This window comes from Buchnera aphidicola (Nippolachnus piri) (genome assembly GCF_039383305.1).
Lineage (GTDB): Bacteria > Pseudomonadota > Gammaproteobacteria > Enterobacterales > Enterobacteriaceae > Buchnera_F > Buchnera_F aphidicola_AZ.
The window spans coordinates 341,009-357,822 of the sequence record NZ_CP135009.1 but is presented as its reverse complement, the minus strand read 5'-3'; the positions used below and the strand labels follow the sequence as shown (position 1 = coordinate 357,822).

The 16,814-nt window shown below is 25.0% G+C and carries 10 protein-coding genes, 1 tRNA gene, 2 rRNA genes and 1 other RNA gene; 6 read left to right on the top strand and 8 right to left on the bottom strand.

What is annotated here, in order from left to right; translation table 11 throughout:
* The first annotated feature begins 45 nt into the window (after nucleotides 1–45).
* The 3 genes from RJT25_RS01630 (at nucleotide 46) to cspE (ending at nucleotide 3,567) form a co-directional block, all read left to right on the top strand.
* Nucleotides 46–2,969 (top strand): 23S ribosomal RNA (locus tag RJT25_RS01630).
* An 82-nt stretch (nucleotides 2,970–3,051) separates the two neighbouring features.
* Nucleotides 3,052–3,167, top strand: a 5S ribosomal RNA gene (gene rrf / locus RJT25_RS01625).
* Nucleotides 3,168–3,357: 190 nt separating this feature from the next.
* Complete coding sequence (gene cspE, locus RJT25_RS01620; RefSeq protein ID WP_009874442.1) at nucleotides 3,358–3,567, top strand: transcription antiterminator/RNA stability regulator CspE; 210 nt, start codon at nucleotides 3,358–3,360, stop codon at nucleotides 3,565–3,567.
* Between the two features lie 95 nt (nucleotides 3,568–3,662).
* Here the strand turns inward: cspE and ybeD are convergent, their stop codons facing one another.
* Nucleotides 3,663–3,926, bottom strand: coding sequence for a DUF493 family protein YbeD (gene ybeD, locus RJT25_RS01615; protein WP_343126474.1), 264 nt, complete (start codon nucleotides 3,924–3,926; stop codon nucleotides 3,663–3,665).
* A 179-nt stretch (nucleotides 3,927–4,105) separates the two neighbouring features.
* Between ybeD and cysS the strand changes: the two genes are divergently transcribed.
* Nucleotides 4,106–5,518, top strand: a complete 1,413-nt coding sequence (gene cysS / locus RJT25_RS01610; RefSeq protein WP_343128835.1) for a cysteine--tRNA ligase — start codon at nucleotides 4,106–4,108, stop codon at nucleotides 5,516–5,518.
* Here cysS and folD read toward each other — a convergent pair.
* Nucleotides 5,515–6,372: a bifunctional methylenetetrahydrofolate dehydrogenase/methenyltetrahydrofolate cyclohydrolase FolD gene (gene folD / locus RJT25_RS01605; RefSeq protein ID WP_343126472.1), complete on the bottom strand. Its 858-nt coding sequence runs from the start codon at nucleotides 6,370–6,372 to the stop codon at nucleotides 5,515–5,517. The two genes, cysS and folD, sit on opposite strands and share 4 nt — an antisense overlap.
* Nucleotides 6,373–6,503: 131 nt before the next feature.
* Here folD and RJT25_RS01600 point away from each other — a divergent pair.
* Nucleotides 6,504–6,577: transfer RNA gene (locus RJT25_RS01600), tRNA-Arg, on the top strand.
* Nucleotides 6,578–6,790: 213 nt separating this feature from the next.
* Here the strand turns inward: RJT25_RS01600 and htpG are convergent.
* The 3 genes from htpG to dnaX form a co-directional block, all read right to left on the bottom strand.
* On the bottom strand, nucleotides 6,791–8,671 hold the full coding sequence (gene htpG, locus RJT25_RS01595) for a molecular chaperone HtpG (protein ID WP_343126471.1): 1,881 nt from the start codon (nucleotides 8,669–8,671) through the stop codon (nucleotides 6,791–6,793).
* A gap of 132 nt (nucleotides 8,672–8,803) precedes the next feature.
* Nucleotides 8,804–9,097, bottom strand: a complete 294-nt coding sequence (locus RJT25_RS01590) for a YbaB/EbfC family nucleoid-associated protein (RefSeq protein WP_343126470.1) — start codon at nucleotides 9,095–9,097, stop codon at nucleotides 8,804–8,806.
* Between the two features lie 61 nt (nucleotides 9,098–9,158).
* Nucleotides 9,159–10,253, bottom strand: a complete 1,095-nt coding sequence (dnaX, locus tag RJT25_RS01585; protein WP_343126469.1) for a DNA polymerase III subunit gamma/tau — start codon at nucleotides 10,251–10,253, stop codon at nucleotides 9,159–9,161.
* Nucleotides 10,254–10,387: 134 nt separating this feature from the next.
* Here dnaX and ffs point away from each other — a divergent pair.
* An RNA gene (gene ffs, locus RJT25_RS01580) (signal recognition particle sRNA small type) lies at nucleotides 10,388–10,484 on the top strand.
* Between the two features lie 33 nt (nucleotides 10,485–10,517).
* On the opposite strand, the gene RJT25_RS01575 is transcribed toward ffs, so the two are convergent.
* From RJT25_RS01575 to lon, 3 genes are all read right to left on the bottom strand, one after another.
* On the bottom strand, nucleotides 10,518–12,269 hold the full coding sequence (locus RJT25_RS01575) for an ABC transporter transmembrane domain-containing protein (RefSeq protein ID WP_343126468.1): 1,752 nt from the start codon (nucleotides 12,267–12,269) through the stop codon (nucleotides 10,518–10,520).
* 50 nt (nucleotides 12,270–12,319) lie between these two features.
* A complete protein-coding gene (locus tag RJT25_RS01570) occupies nucleotides 12,320–14,047 on the bottom strand; it encodes an ABC transporter transmembrane domain-containing protein (protein ID WP_343126467.1) in 1,728 nt (575 codons plus the stop codon).
* Between the two features lie 354 nt (nucleotides 14,048–14,401).
* Entirely contained in the window at nucleotides 14,402–16,732 is a 2,331-nt protein-coding gene (gene lon / locus RJT25_RS01565; protein WP_343126466.1) for an endopeptidase La, read from the bottom strand.
* Nucleotides 16,733–16,814 lie beyond the last annotated feature (82 nt).

Genomic DNA, 16,814 nt, shown 5'->3' with positions numbered 1-16,814 from the left:
AATCGAGAATAATTAAAAATTTAGAAAAACACCTGTGGGTTGTAAGGTTAAGTGAATAAGCGTATTTGGTGGATGCCTTGGCAGTCAGAGGCGATGAAGGACGTACTAATCTGCGATAAGCATCGGTAAGTTGATAAGAAACGTTATTATCCGGTGATTTCCGAATGGGGAAACCCGATGTTTTTGAACATCATTAATAATTGAATTCATAGATTATTAAAGCAAACCAAGGGAACTGAAACATCTAAGTACCTTGAGGAAAAGAAATCAATTGAGATTCCCTTAGTAGTGGCGAGCGAACTGGGAACAGCCTCGAATTAAAAAAATTTTTAAAAAATAGTAAAATGATTTGGAAAAGTCTACAAAAAAGGTGATAGTCCTGTATACTAAATTTTTTATAAATTTTAATTCAAAAAGTAGGACGGAACACGAGAAATTTTGTCTGAAGACAGGGGGACCATCCTCTAAGGCTAAATACTCCTGACTGACCGATAGTGAACTAGTACCGTAAGGGAAAGGTGAAAAGAACCCCGGTTAGGGGAGTGAAATAGATCCTGAAACCAAATACGTACAAGCAGTAGGAGCTTTTTAGTTTTATTTTAAAAGTGACTGCGTACCTTTTGTATAATGGGTCAGCGACTTGTATTCTATAGCGAGGTTAACTTTTTGAGGGAGCCGTAGGGAAACCGAGTCTGAATAAGGCGTTTTTTTAAAGTTTTAGGATACAGACCCGAAACCCGGTGATCTAGCCATGGGCAGGTTGAAAATTGGGTAAAACCAATTGGAGGACCGAACCGACTAATGTTGAAAAATTAGCGGATGACTTGTGGCTAGGGGTGAAAGACCAATCAAACCGGGAGATAGCTGGTTCTCCCCGAAAGCTATTTAGGTAGCGCCTCGTGAATTCATCTTCGGGGGTAGAGCACTGTTCCGGCTAGGGGGCCATCCCGGTCTACCAAACCGATGCAAACTCCGAATACCGAAGAATGTTATCACGGGAGACACACAGCGGGTGCTAACGTTCGTTGTGGAAAGGGAAACAACCCAGATCGTCAGCTAAGGTCCCAAAGTCATAGTTAAGTGGAAAACGAGGTGGGAAGTCTAAAACAGCCAGGATGTTGGCTTAGAAGCAGCCATCATTTAAAGAAAGCGTAATAGCTCACTGGTCTAGTCTACCTGCGCGGAAGATTTAACGGGGCTCAAACTATGCACCGAAGCTACGGCAACATTTTTTTTATGTTGGGTAGGGGAGCGTTCTGTAAGCTGTAGAAGATATATTGTGAGATATGTTGGAGGTATCAGAAGTGCGAATGCTGACATGAGTAACGATAAAGCAGGTGAAAAACCTGCTCGCCGAAAAACTAAGGGTTCCTGTCCAACGTTAATCGAGGCAGGGTTAGTCGATCCCTAAGGTGAGGCCGAAAGGCGTAATCGATGGACAACTAGTTAAAATTCTAGTACTTTATTTTACTGCGATGGGGGGACGGAGAAGGTTAGGTTATCCGAGCGATGGTTGTCTCGGTTTAAGTATGTAGGAAGAAATTTTAGGAAAATCCGAAATTTTTTATTCTAAGGTACGAATACGAGTTATGTAAATAATGAAGTAACTAATACCACGCTTCCAAGAAAATCCTCTAAGCTTCAGGTAATAATAAAATCGTACCCGAAACCGACACAGGTAGTTAAGTAGAGTATACTAAGGCGCTTGAGAGAACCTGGATGAAGGAACTAGGCAAAATGGTGCCGTAACTTCGGGAGAAGGCACACTAACTTAAAGGTGAGAAAATTTTCTTTTTGAGCTTTGGTTAGTCTCAGATAAAGGCTAGCTGCAACTGTTTATTAAAAACACAGCACTGTGCAAACACGAAAGTGGACGTATACGGTGTGACGCCTGCCCGGTGCCGGAAGGTTAAGTGAAGAAGTTAAAGGAAACTTGAAGCTTTTGATTGAAGCCCCGGTAAACGGCGGCCGTAACTATAACGGTCCTAAGGTAGCGAAATTCCTTGTCGGGTAAGTTCCGACCTGCACGAATGGCGTAATGATGGCTAGGCTGTCTCCATCCAGGACTCAGTGAAATTGAATTTGCTGTGAAGATGCAGTGTACCCGCGGCAAGACGGAAAGACCCCGTGAACCTTTACTATAGCTTGACATTGAATATTTATTTTTATTGTGTAGGATAGGTGGGAGACTAAGAAGTTAAAACGCTAGTTTTGATGGAGTCAATCTTGAAATACCACTCTTTAAATCTGAGTGTTCTAATCTTGCACCGTTATCCGGTGTAGAGACATTGTCTGGTGGGTAGTTTGACTGGGGCGGTCTCCTCCCAAAGAGTAACGGAGGAGCACAAAGATTGGCTAATTACGGTTGGACATCGTAAGGTTAGTGTAAAGGCAAAAGCCAGTTTAACTGTGAGCGTGATAACGCGAACAGATGCGAAAGCAGGTCTTAGTGATCCGGTGGTTTCTGTATGGAAAGGCCATCGCTCAACAAATAAAAGGTACTCCGGGGATAACAGGCTTATACCGCCCAAGAGTTCATATCGACGGCGGTGTTTGGCACCTCGATGTCGGCTCATCACATCCTGGGGCTGAAGCAGGTCCCAAGGGTATGGCTGTTCGCCATTTAAAGTGGTACGCGAGCTGGGTTTAGAACGTCGTGAGACAGTTCGGTCCCTATCTGCCGTGGGCGTTGGAAGATTGAAAGGGGCTACTTCTAGTACGAGAGGACCGAAGTGGACGCATCTCTGGTGTTCGGGTTGTCATGCCAATGGCATTGCCCGGTAGCTATATGCGGAAAAGATAAGTGCTGAAAGCATCTAAACACGAAACTTGCCTTAAGATTAGTCTTCCCTGAAAACATTTTTGTTTTACTGAAGGGACGTTGAAGACTACAACGTTGATAGGCTAGATGTGTAAGCATAGTAATATGTTCAGCTAACTAGTACTAATGACCCGAGAGACTTAACCTTACAACACCAGAGGTGTTTTTCTAAGAAAAAAATTATAATAATTTTTAATTATTTAATAATAATATTTAAAAGTTATAAAAAACCTGGTAAATATAGTGTAATGGTACCACCTGAATCCATTCCGAACTCAGAAGTGAAACGTTATAACGCCGATGGTAGTACAGGGTTTCCCTGTGTGAGAGTAGGTAATTACCAGGTTTTTGATTTTTATTACATAATATTATAAAAATATTAAAATATTTTTTTATATTTTTAATTATTTTTAGATTTTTTTAATTAAATTGTAATACTTTTATAGTCTATACGGAATTAAATTGTTTTTAATTTTTGAATTAACTGCAGGTATAAGCTATATAGTTTATATTTTTCACTCGAAGGTAATATATAGATGTCCAAGATTAAAGGTAATGTTAAGTGGTTTAATGAATCTAAAGGTTTCGGTTTCATTACTCCTGAAGATGGTAGCAAAGATGTATTTGTTCATTTTTCAGCTATCCAAAGCAACGGATTTAAAACTTTGGCAGAGGGTCAAAGCGTTGAATTCGAAATTACCGAAGGCGCTAAAGGGCCATCAGCCGCAAATGTTATTAGCTTATAATATTATTTTTAATTTTTTTTAAAAAAAATATTAATGCTTTTCATGAGCCAAGCTTTTGCGGTGCGGATTTTATATGATACCGCATCGCAAAATTTTTATAATACCATTCTAACTAAATGTATTTTACTTAATTCATTATATAAATTTTCTATTTGTTGAAAATTTTTAGCACAAATTGTTACTGAAATTGAAAGATATGTACCTTTATTACTAGATTTAATTTGAGGTATATAATCTCCAGGTATATGAATTTGTATTACTTTAATAATATTATTTGTTAATTCTGGTTGTGACAATCCTATCACTTTATATGTAAAAGTACATGGAAATTTTAACATTTTTTCTAATGTAATTTGCATTCTGAATTATTCCAAGCTATTTTTTATTTTTAAAAATAAATCCTTATTATTTTTATATTATACTTTTAGGTTTTCAAGTCAAGTATTAATATTTAAAAATTTTTAAATTTTTAGTTTTTTAATTATTTTTTAAAATAGGATTTTGATATTAAAAAATAAAAAATTTTTGAGAGATTTTTATGTTAAAAATTTTTAATTCTGCTACAAAAAAAAAAGAAAAATTTCAAGTAAAAAAAAATAAATGCATGAATCTTTATGTATGTGGTGTGACAGTATATGATTTGTGTCATGTGGGACATGCTCGAACTTTTATATTTTTTGATATAGTTGTACGTTATTTTAAATTTTTAGATTATAAAGTTTTTTATGTAAGAAATATTACTGATATTGATGATAAGATCATTCAATGCGCCAAAAAATTTAAACAGTCTATAAAAAAATATTCTACACGTATGATTAAAGAGATGAAAAAAGATTTAAATTCTTTAAATTTATTATTACCGACAAAAGAACCGTTAATTACAGAATATATTTTTGAAATTATTTTTATGATTCAAAAACTATTAAATAAAAAAATTGCATATATTTCTGAAAATGGAGATGTTTTATTTAAAATTTCTAAATTTAAAGATTATGGAAAATTTTCTCAATGTTTTTCTAATTTATTTAATAAAAATTTTTTACAAAAAATACCTGTTTTTTTTCAAAAAAAAAATGTTGATTTTGTATTATGGAAATTGCAAAAAAAAAAGAAAAATGAAAAAGAAATTTTTTGGAATTCTCCATGGGGATTAGGGCGACCTGGGTGGCATATTGAATGTTCTGCCATTAATTATAAATTTTTTCCTGACGGAGCAGATATTCATGGAGGTGGTATAGATTTATTGTTTCCGCATCATGAAAATGAAAGAGCGCAATCAATTAGTTTTCAAAAAAATTCTTGTGCATATTTTTGGGTACATGTAGGAATGATAATTTTTAATAATTCAAAAATGTCAAAATCTTTAAAAAATATTGTTACAATTCGTTATTTAAGAAAATATTATACAGTAGATGTTTTAAAATATTATTTATTATCCACACATTATCGTCGACCTTTAAATTTTTTAGAAAAAAATTTAATTTCTTCAAAAAATATTATGAATCGTATTTATTCTGTTTTAAATTTATATAATTTTTCAAAAGTTTCTTTTAAAATTATTTTTATAGAACAAAAAAAATTTATAAATTTATTCATGAAGGCTTTAGAAAATGATTTTAATACTCCTAAAGCATGTTCTATTTTATATAAATTATCTAAATATATTAAATCTCTTTATGGAAAAAATTTTTTTTTAGAAAAATATTTAGTATTTACTTTACTGTACTTAGGAAATTTTTTAGGTATTTTTTTAAAATTTTCTTTTAAAAAATCTTTAAATATTTTTCAAAATTGTCTAGATTCAAAATATTATATTAAAAATTTATTAAAATTAAGAAATAAATATAGAAAAAATAAACAATGGGATTTAGCTGATGATATACGAGAAAAATTATATAAATTAAAAATTTTTATAAATGATTCAAAATTTGATTCGGAATATTTTTTTTAATTTTTTTGAAATTTTTGATAAGCTTTAAAAGTATTTTGTAATAAAGATACTACAGTCATTGGACCAACTCCTCCAGGTACTGGGGTAATATATGAGGTTTTTAAAGATGCTGAATTATAATGTACATCTCCTATAATAGTATTTTTATTTATATAATTAATTCCAACATCTATAATAATAGAATTTTTTTTGATCCAAGTGCCGTATAAAAAATTTGGTTTTCCAATTGCTATAATAATCAGATCTGCATATTTAGTAAGATTTTTTAGATTTTTGGTATTTTTGTGTACAATACTTGTCGTGCAATTTTGCATTAATAGTTCTAATAACATAGGTTTTCCTACTGTATTAGAATCTCCGATAATTAAAGCATGTAAATTATATATATTTATTTTATAGTAATTTAATAATGTAATAATTCCTTTTGAAGTACATGGTCGAAAAATAGGTGATTTTTGATAAAATTTTCCTATATTATAAGGATGAAATCCTTCAATGTCTTTTGTAGGATTTATGCTACTAAAAATTTTTATATAGTTTAAATGTTGAGGGATAGGTAATTGTATTAAAATTCCATCAATATTTTTATCTTTATTAAGATCTTTTATTTTTTTTAAAATTATAAATTCGGTGACATTGATCTCAAAGAAAAAACATTTTATGAGAAATCCCGCAAACTTTCCGGCTATTTTTTTATTTTTAATATATAGTAAAGATTCAGGTAAATTGCCAATTAAAATAATAGCTAATCCGGGAGACCTTTTTCCATGTTGAGTTTTTAATTTTACTTTATTTTTAAGCTTTTTTAATATTTTTAAAGCAATTTTAGAACCATTTAAGATTTTTGTAGTCATAAGGTTTTTTTGATTTAAAATTAATTGAATTTTTTTAAATTTTTTGAAAAAAGTATATATATAAGATAAAAATTAATAAATTATTGCACTTTTTTTTTTTTTAGTTATAATGATAAATAATTTATTTTTTTGCGCTCTTAGCTCAATTGGATAGAGCAACAGCCTTCTAAGCTGTAGGTTATAGGTTCAAGCCCTTTAGAGCGCATATTTTTTATAAAAAATATTAAATTAAATTTTATATTATGAAGTTAAAATGATAAATATTTTAAATTTTCTTATTAATATTTTTTTAAAAAAATTTAAAAAAAGAGTTCCTGAATTATTTTACGGAACTCTAAAAATATTTATTATAATAAATTTTTAAAATTTTAACAGTTTATATAAAATTTATATAAATTTTTTTAATAAAATTTAAATCTTATATTGTTAATAATTTATTTATTTTTTTGATAAAATTATTTGGATTTTCTAAATTTCCTTTTTCAGCTAGAATAGCTTGCTCAAATAACATTTCAATCCAAATTGATAATTTTTCTTTTTCTTGAATTTTTAAAATTTTTTTAATTAACTTATGTTCCATATTAATTTCTAAAATATATTTGATTGTAGGTACTTGTTGTCCTGCTGCTACAAACAATTTAGACATTTGAGTACTCATATCATTCGAATCTGTTAATACAATTACAGGGGTATTAGTTAATCGATTTGTAATCCGGACGTCTTTTACTTTATTATCTAAAATTTCTTTAATTTTTTGTATAAAAAGAGAATATTTTTGATTTATTTTTTCTGGTAAAATAGGTTTTGATTTTAAAAATTTTTCTAATGTAATATCAGTTTTACTAATTGATTGGAATTTTTTATTTTTAAATTCTAATAAATAATTCATCATCCATTCATCTACTCGATCAGATAATAATAGTACATCAATATTATTTTCTTTAAAAATTTCTAAATGTGGACTATTTAAAGCTGAATCAAAACTATCTGCAGTTAAAAAATAAATTTTTTCTTGATTTTCTTTAAAATTTTTTAAGTAATCATTTAAAGATACTGTTTGTATTTTTTGGGAAATTTTTAAGGAATTAAATCTTAATAGATTTGAAATTATATCTTTATTTTCTGTATCTTCAGCTATTCCTTCTTTTAAAATTATTCCAAAGTTATTCCAAAATTCTTGATATTTTTTTTGGTCTTGATCTTGTAATTTTGTTAATAATGTTAAAATTCTTTTAGTTAAAGTTTTTTTTAAATTTTTTGTTAATTCATTATTTTGTAAAATTTCACGGGATACATTTAATGGTAAATCTTGAGAATCTATAATTCCTTTTACAAATCTTAAATAATTAGGCAAAAATTGAGTTGCATCATCCATAATATATACATTTTTAACATATAGTTTTAAACCATGTTTATTTTCACGATTCCACATATCCCATGTAGTTTTTTTAGGAATATACATTAAATTAATATATGATTGGGATCCTTCGATAATATTATGTGTCCAGATTAATGGTTTTTCAGTATCTTGAGTTAGATAAGAATAAAATTCTTGATATTCTTTTTTTGTAATATTTGTTTTTGGTAAAGTCCATAAAGATTGCGCTTTATTTATTTTTTCCCAAGATATTGTTTTTGTTTTTTCGTCATATTTTGAAATTTCTACTGGAATTGAAATGTGATCTGAATATTTTTTAACAATTTGTTTAATTTTCCATTCTTCTAAAAATTCTTTTTCTGTATCTTTTAAATATAAAATAATTTGAGTTCCAATCTCTTTTAAAGGAATTTCTTGAATTGTATATGTTCCTTTACCTTCAGATTCCCATAAAATTCCTAAATTGTTATGAATGTTAGCGTGACGTGTATATACAGCAACTTTTTCAGCAACAATAAAAATAGAATAAAATCCTACTCCAAATTTTCCAATAAAATCATTTTTTTGTGTATTATTTTTTTTAAGATTTTTTAAAAAATTTTTAGTTCCAGATTGAGCAATAATTCCTAAATTATTAATAATTTCTTTTTTAGTCATTCCTATTCCATTGTCTGAAATAGTTATTGTTTTTTCTGATTTATTTAATGATATTTGAATTTTTCCAGGAGAAATTAAATTTGAAAAATTTTCTGGAGAAGATAATTTAGAAAATCTTAATTTTTCTATTGCATCTGATGCATTAGATATAACTTCTCTTAAAAATATTTCTTTATTAGAATATAAAGAATGTATCATTAAATGTAATAATTGTTTGACTTCAGATTGAAAAATATGAGTTTTTTTTTTTGTATTTTTATCCATATTATATTTTCCTATTTTAAATATTCTTTTTTTTTAAAAAAAAATAAATTTTATATTAAAAAAATAAATTTTTTAATATTTTTATAATATAAGATAATTATATTTTTTAAAATTTTAATATTATATCTTATTTTAACATGTTTTTATAATTTTATTTTTTTGAGTGTCTAAAATTTTTTGAACAGCATGATTAAAGGCTGCTATAATTAAATCTTCTGTTATTTTTTTATTAGAAATAGTGAATAAAGTCTTATCAATTTTAATTTTTTGACATTGGTATAGACCATTTAAATAAATTTTTATTAATCCTGCTCCTGATTCTCCTTTTACTTGAATATTTTTTGATTCTGTATGTATGTTTTCTATATTTTTTTGCATGTTTTGAGCTTGATGTAATAATTTTTCAAAATTATCTTTTGTAAACATTTTTTTATTTCCTATTTTAGAGAACTTATTTATTATATCTAAAAAATCTATAAAATTTTAATTATATTTCATAATATATTTGTAAAAAAATTATTTCTATACCAATTCGTATATTAGGAGCATATTTTAAATTTTTTCTTCCTAAAATCAAAATTTTATAATATTTTTGAATTTTTTTAAAAGATATTTTTTTTGAAAGAATATGTATTTTTTCAATATTTTGAAAAGATTTTTTAAATTTTTTATAAATATTTAAAGAGGTAGTTTGTAATAAAGAAATATAATGAAAAAATTGAATTATTTTTATTAATAAATTTTCTAATGAAAATCCTAAATTTTCTATTAAATCTAATAATTTAAAAATGTTTTTTAAATCTTTTTTTAAAATATATTGAATAATTTTTATTATATTTTTTGAATCACAAATTCCTAATAATTTTGTCACATAAGTATAAGTAATTTTAGATTTTTGTGAAGATGATAAAATTAATTCTGTCATGTTTATAGCATCTCTAATACTTCCAGAAGAATTTTGAGATAATAACTCTATAGCTTCGGATTCTACATTAATTTTTTCTTTTTTCAAAATTTTTTTAATAAGATTATAAATATTTTTTTCTGTAATTGGTTGTAAATGCAATTGTAAACAACGAGAACGTATTGTATATGGTAATTTCTCTATTTCTGTAGTAGCTAAAATAAATTTTACATGTTGCGGAGGTTCTTCTAAAGTTTTAAGGAGGGCATTAAAACTATGTTTAGATAACATATGGATTTCATCTATTAAATAAATTTTAAATCTACCTTTAATAGGTTTGTAATGTATAGAATCTAAAATAATTTTAATATCTTCTATCCTTGTTCGTGATGCAGCATCTAATTCTATAAAATCTAAAAATTTTCCTTGTTCTATTGAAATACAATGATTACATATTCTACAAGGTGTTGAAGTAATTTTTTTTATACAACTTAAACTTTTTGCTAAAATTCTAGCTAAAGTAGTTTTTCCAATTCCTCGGATTCCTGTAAATAACCATGCATGATGAATTTTTCCAGTATCAATAGAATTTTTTAAGATTTTAAGAATATATTTTTGTCCAATAACTTCATCAAAAATTTGAGGTCTCCATTTATTTGTTAAAATATTGTATTGCATATTAATTCCTATTTTATTTTAATAATATTTTTTTATTTTTAAATATTTTACTAGACTTTTATTATAATTTAGTGTTTAATAAAAAAGATTTTTATTTTTATGATTTTTAAATTATATAAATTTTTTAAAAATCCTGTTAGTATTAAAATACTATTTGACTTTAAATAACTGGTCAGGTTTGGAAAAAAGCAGCCAAATTAAATAAAATAGGTGTTTAAGAATCTAACAGGATTTTTAAATTTTTTATTTTTTATTTTTGATTTCTTATAGAAATATTTTTTTTTTAATTTGAAAATTATAAATTTTCCAATAAAATCCTTTTTTTTGTAATAATTCTAAATGTTTTCCTTGTTCAACAATTTTTCCTTTCTCTAAGACAATGATTTTGTCTGAATTTATAACAGTAGATAAACGATGAGCAATAATAATAGTAGTAGTATTTTTTTTAATTTTATTTAATGTATTTTGAATGTTTTGTTCTGATTCAGCATCAATATTTGCTGTAGCTTCATCAAAAATTAAAATTTTTGGTTTTTTTACTAAAACTCGACTAATTCCGATTAATTGTTTTTGACCTTGTGACAAGTTTTTTCCTTGTGGATCTAAGATGGTTTCAAGATTTTTAGGTAATTTTTTAAGAAAATTATGTAATTGTACTTTTTTAATAATTTTTAAAATTCTTTTAGTGGTAATTTTTCTATCTAAAGAAATGTTTTTTTGTACAGTATCATGTAAAATAGTTGGTTCTTGTTGTACCATAGAAATATGTTTTCGTATTTTTTTTTTTGAAAATGTATAAATATTTTTTTTATTTATTGTTATTGTACCTGTATGTTCAGGATAATATCCCATTAAAAGTTTTGCTAATGTACTTTTTCCGCTACCTGTTTTTCCTACTAATGCGATGCAACTATTTTTTTTAATTGTAAAAGTAATATTTTTTAATACTTTTTTTGAGTTTTTTTTATATGAAAAATTTATTTTATTAAATTTTATATCACCATTTTCCCAATTTGTATTATCTATTCCGTATTTTTGTTTTTGAGAATTTATTAAGTTAAATATCCTTTCTGAAGAAACAATAGATTGTTGTAATAAAGATTGTTGATTAGCCATAGAAATTAAAGGTTCATTTAAGCGACCTAAATAATTCATAAAAGTATATAGTAAACTTATTTTGCATAAATTATAATTAGAAAATTTAAAAAATATAATAATACTTGCTAAAATAATAGAAGCAATAAAACTTAATAAAGGTCGTAATAATAATCCATCAAGTCGTAAAATTTTCATTTTTTCTAAATAATTTTTTTCGCTAATTTTTTTTATTCTTTTAATAAATTTTTTTTCTTGTTGAAATTGTTGTATAATAGAAATTCCATTTAATAATTCGTTAATTGTAATATTTAATTGTGTAATAGAATTTTTAATTTTTTGTATAATAGGTTTACTATAATATTGATGAAAAAACATTATACTAATTACAATAGGAATAATTAAACAACTAATTAATGCCATTTTCCAATCTAAAGAAAACATAGCAATACTAATCATAATAAATAATATAAAATTTTTTAATATAGAACATACAATAATGTCATAAAAATCTTTAACAGATTCTATATCATTAATAACATTTGTAACTAATTTTCCAATTGGAATATAGTCAAATATTTTCATTGGTTGGTTTAAAATTGATTTCATTACTTGAATTCTAATTTTTTGAATAATATTAATAGAAATTTTATTAAATATTATTTTTTGAAGATAATTTAAAATGGAAGAAATTATTTGTAATGTTAAAAAAATAAAAATTAAATATATAGATATTTTATAATTAAAAATTTTATATTTTAACATATTTTTTAGAAAAATACTAATAATTATTGGACCTAGAATTTCTGTAATTGTAGAAAATAACATAAGTAAACATGATAAGATGAATGAATATAAATAAAGTGTATAATAAGATAATAATTTTTTAATTGTTATCCAAGATTTTAAGGTATTATTCACGAGATCATTTTATCCTTTTTTATTTTATTTTATAATTTTTTAAATTGGTATTATAATTTTTGATAATGATACATTTTTTGATACCAATTTTTTTTATTTAATAATTCTTTATGAGTACCTTTTTGTATTATTTTACCCTTTTTAAGAACTATGATATTATCAGATTTTTTTAAAATAGATAATTTATGTGAAATTAAAATAATAGTTTGTGTTTTAAATTTTTGTTGATAAATATTTTTTAAAATTTTTTGTTCTGTTTCATTATCGACAGCTGATAAAGGATCATCTAAAATTAAAATGTTAGGTTTCATTAATAAAGCACGAGCTATACAAATTCTTTGTTTTTGTCCTCCTGATAAAGTAATTCCACTTTCACCAATTTGAGTATTATAACCTTCTGAAAAATTTTTTATTTCATGATGTATTTTAGCTAATTTTGCTACATTTTTTATTTCGGAAATAGACGCATTAGGATTTCCGAAAGAAATATTATTTAAAATCGTATCAGAAAATAGAAATGGAGATTGCTCTACTATAGAAATGTTTTTTTTCCAATTTTTTTTGGATATTTTATGTATATTATATATACCATATAATATTTTTTGTTTATGATTTTTATACGTTCCTTGGATTATTTTAATTAATGTTGTTTTTCCTGCGCCTGTAGGTCCACAGATTCCTAAAATTTTTCCGGGTAATAAGTTAATTTTAATATTCTTTAATATACAATTTTTAGAATTGGGATAATGAAATTTTTTTATATATATTTTTAATATATGATTTTTTTTAAATTTTATTTTTTTTAATGTTATTTTTTTTAAATTTTTTTTTATTAAAATTTTTTGTATTCTTTCCCATGATACACTTCCTCTTTCAATAATATTAAAGAGCCATGCAAAAGCTAACATAGGCCAAATCATAGTCCCTAAATATAAAAGAAAACTAGTTAATTGCCCAAAAGTCATTTTTCCTTGAGAAATAAGAAAACTACCCCCTAAAATTGCAATTAAATTTGAAGCAGCAATAGATAAATAAATAATAGGATCAAATTGAGCATCTATTTTTGTCACATTTAAATTTTTTAGACTATTTTTAGATAATAATATAGTAAATTTTTTTAATTCTTTTTTTTCTAATCCGAATCCTCGGATCATACGTATATTACTTAAACAATCTTGAGTATAACTGGTTAATTTAGAAAAAGATTTTTGAGATTTTTGAAAATAAAAATGTATTTTTTTGCCAAAAATTTTTACAATTATAGCCATAATTGGTAAAGGTAATAAAGAAGCAAAGGATAATTTATAATTAATTTGAATACACATTGTACTAAATACTGAAAATCCTAATACAAAAGAATCAATTAAAGTTAATACTCCTTCACCTGCTGCAAAAACTACTTTATCAATATCATTTGTTGCACGAGCCATTAAATCTCCATTATTTGTTTTATTATAAAATTTTGCATTTTTTTTAATTAATGATTGACAAAATTTTATTCGTAATTCTGTAGCTAAAGCATAAGATGCTCCAAATAATAAAATTCTCCAAAAATATCTTAAAATATAAATTAAACCTGAAATTCCAATTACTGTAAACATCCATAATAATGTAAATTTTGTATTAATATTTTTATGATAAATATTATCAATAATTTTTCCGATAATAGAAGAAGGTAGTAATTGTAATATTGTAACAAGAATTAACAATAATAAAGCTCCTAAATATCTTTTCCATTCTTTTTTAAAATACCATTTTAATTGTTGAAATAATTGCATATAATAACCTTTTGAAATAAAAATTAAATTTTAAAATAGAATATATTTTTAGAAAATATTTTTTTAAAAAATATAAATTTTTAAAAAAAATATAATAATTTTAACATATTAGGGTATTTAAAAAAATAATTTTAAAAAAAATAAATATTTTTTAAAAAAAAATATTTAGAAAAAAATTAAATTTTATTTTTAAAAATAATTTATATATAGAATATTTTTAAAAAATAATTCTTTAAATTTTATATCAGTTTAGATATTGAAAAAGCTGGCAATAAAAAAATTTGCCAGCAATATTTTTTATATTTAATTTTAGCAATAATTTTATTTTTTTTGTAAAATTTTTAATTATATAAATTAATATGGGTTTTTTTCTAATGCTATAATTAAAGTTTCTGAAATATTTTTAACAGGATAGATAGATAAGTTTTTAATAATATTTTTTGGAATTTCTTCTAAATCTTTTATATTTTCCTTTGGAATTAAAACATTTTTAATTCCACCTCGGTGAGCTGCAATTAATTTTTCTTTTAAACCTCCAATAGTTAAAACATTACCATATAAAGTGATTTCTCCAGTCATTGCAATATCTGATCTTACTGGATTGTTAGTTAAACAAGAAATAATTGAAGTACACATAGCTATTCCAGCACTTGGTCCATCTTTAGGGGTTGCACCTTCAGGGACATGTACATGAATATCATTTTTTTCATAAAAATCTTTTTTGATACCTAATTTCATAGCTTGGGATCGTACAACTGTTAAAGCTGTTTGAATAGATTCTTGCATTACTTTACCTAAAGATCCAGTATAAGTTAATTTACCTTTACCGATAATACAAACACTTTCTATAGTTAAAAGATCTCCTCCAACTTCTGTCCACGCTAAACCAATAACTTGACCTATTTGATTTTTTATATTTTTTTTTCCATAAGAATATTTTTTTATTCCTAGATATTTTTTTAAATTTTTTTTATTAATTTCAATATTTTTTTTTGGAGGGTTTAATAATAAATATTTAACAGATTTTCTACAAATTTTAGAAATAGATCTTTCTAAATTTCGTACACCGGCTTCTCTAGTATAATAGCGAATAATATTTAGAAAAGCATTATCATGAATTGTTAATTCATGTAATTTTAAAGCATTTTCTTTTATTTGTTTAATATATAAATGTTTTTTTGCTATATGAAATTTTTCATCTTCTGTATATCCAGATAATCGAATAACTTCCATTCGATCTAATAAAGGCGCAGGAATATTAAGGGAATTTGACGTAGCAATAAACATGACTTCAGAAAGGTCGTAATCGACTTCTAAATAATGATCATTAAAAGAAATATTTTGTTCTGGATCTAATACTTCTAATAAAGCTGCAGAAGGATCTACTCTCATATCGCAAGACATTTTGTCTATTTCATCTAATAAAAATAATGGATTTTTTACACCTATTTTAGCGATTTTTTGGATAATTTTTCCTGGCATAGATCCTATATATGTTCTGCGATGCCCTCTAATTTCAGCTTCATCTCTCATACCTCCTAATGCCATTCGGATGTATTTTCTACCAGTAGCCCGTGCTATTGATTTTCCTAGAGAAGTTTTTCCTACACCAGGCGGTCCCACTAAACATAATATAGGTCCTTTAATTTTATTAATACGATTTTGAACAGCTAAACATTCTAAAATTCTTTCTTTAACTTTCTCTAATCCAAAATGATCTTTATTTAAGATTTCTTGAGCTATTTTGATGTTTTTTTTAATTTTACTACGTTTTTTCCATGGAACTTGTATCATCCATTCAATATAACTTCGGACTACTGTAGCTTCAGCTGACATTGTGGGCATAGATTTTAATTTGTGTAATTCTATTTGAGTTTTTTTTTTTGCTTCTAAAGGCATTTTAGAATTTTTAATTTTTTTTTCTAAAATTTCGTATTCATCTGGAATATTTTCTAAATCTCCTAGTTCTTTTTGTATAGCTTTAATTTGTTCATTTAAATAATATTCACGTTGACTTTTTTCCATTTGTCGTTTTACGCGGTTTTGAATTCTTTTTTCAATATTTAATAATTCTATTTCAGATTGCATAATTGACATTAAAAATTCTAATCTTTCATTAATTTTAAAAATTTCTAAAAACTTTTGTTTTTCATGTAATTTTAAAGGCATATGAATTGCTATAGCATCACCCAATTTTTCGGCTTGATCAATTTTATCAAGAGTTTTTAAAATTTCATGTGAAATTTTTTTATTTAATTTAATATATTTTTTAAATTGAGTAATAGTAGTTTTAATTAAAATAGATTGTTCTTGTATAGGTAGAATTGGGCAAACAATTTTTTTTAATTTTGCATAAAAAAAAAATTTATTTTTTTCATATTGTAAAATTTCTGCTCGATATAGTCCTTCTACAAGAACTTTGATTGTTCCATCTGGAAGTTTTAAAGTTTGTAAAATGTCAGCGATTGTACCAGTAGTAAATAAATCTTTTTCATTTGGTGTTTCTATAACAGCATCTTTTTGTGCTATTAACATAATTTTTTTATTATTATGGACTGCCGATTCAATACAATGAATTGATTTTTTACGCCCAATAAATAAAGGAATTACCATATTTGGATATACGACTACATCTCTTAAAGGTAAAACCGGCATTTTAAGATTTTTAGAGCGACTAGAATTCATAAAAATGTCTCTTTTTGAAGTTAAAATGGACAAAAATTACAGATTTCTATAATATTACATATAAAAAATATGTATAAATAAG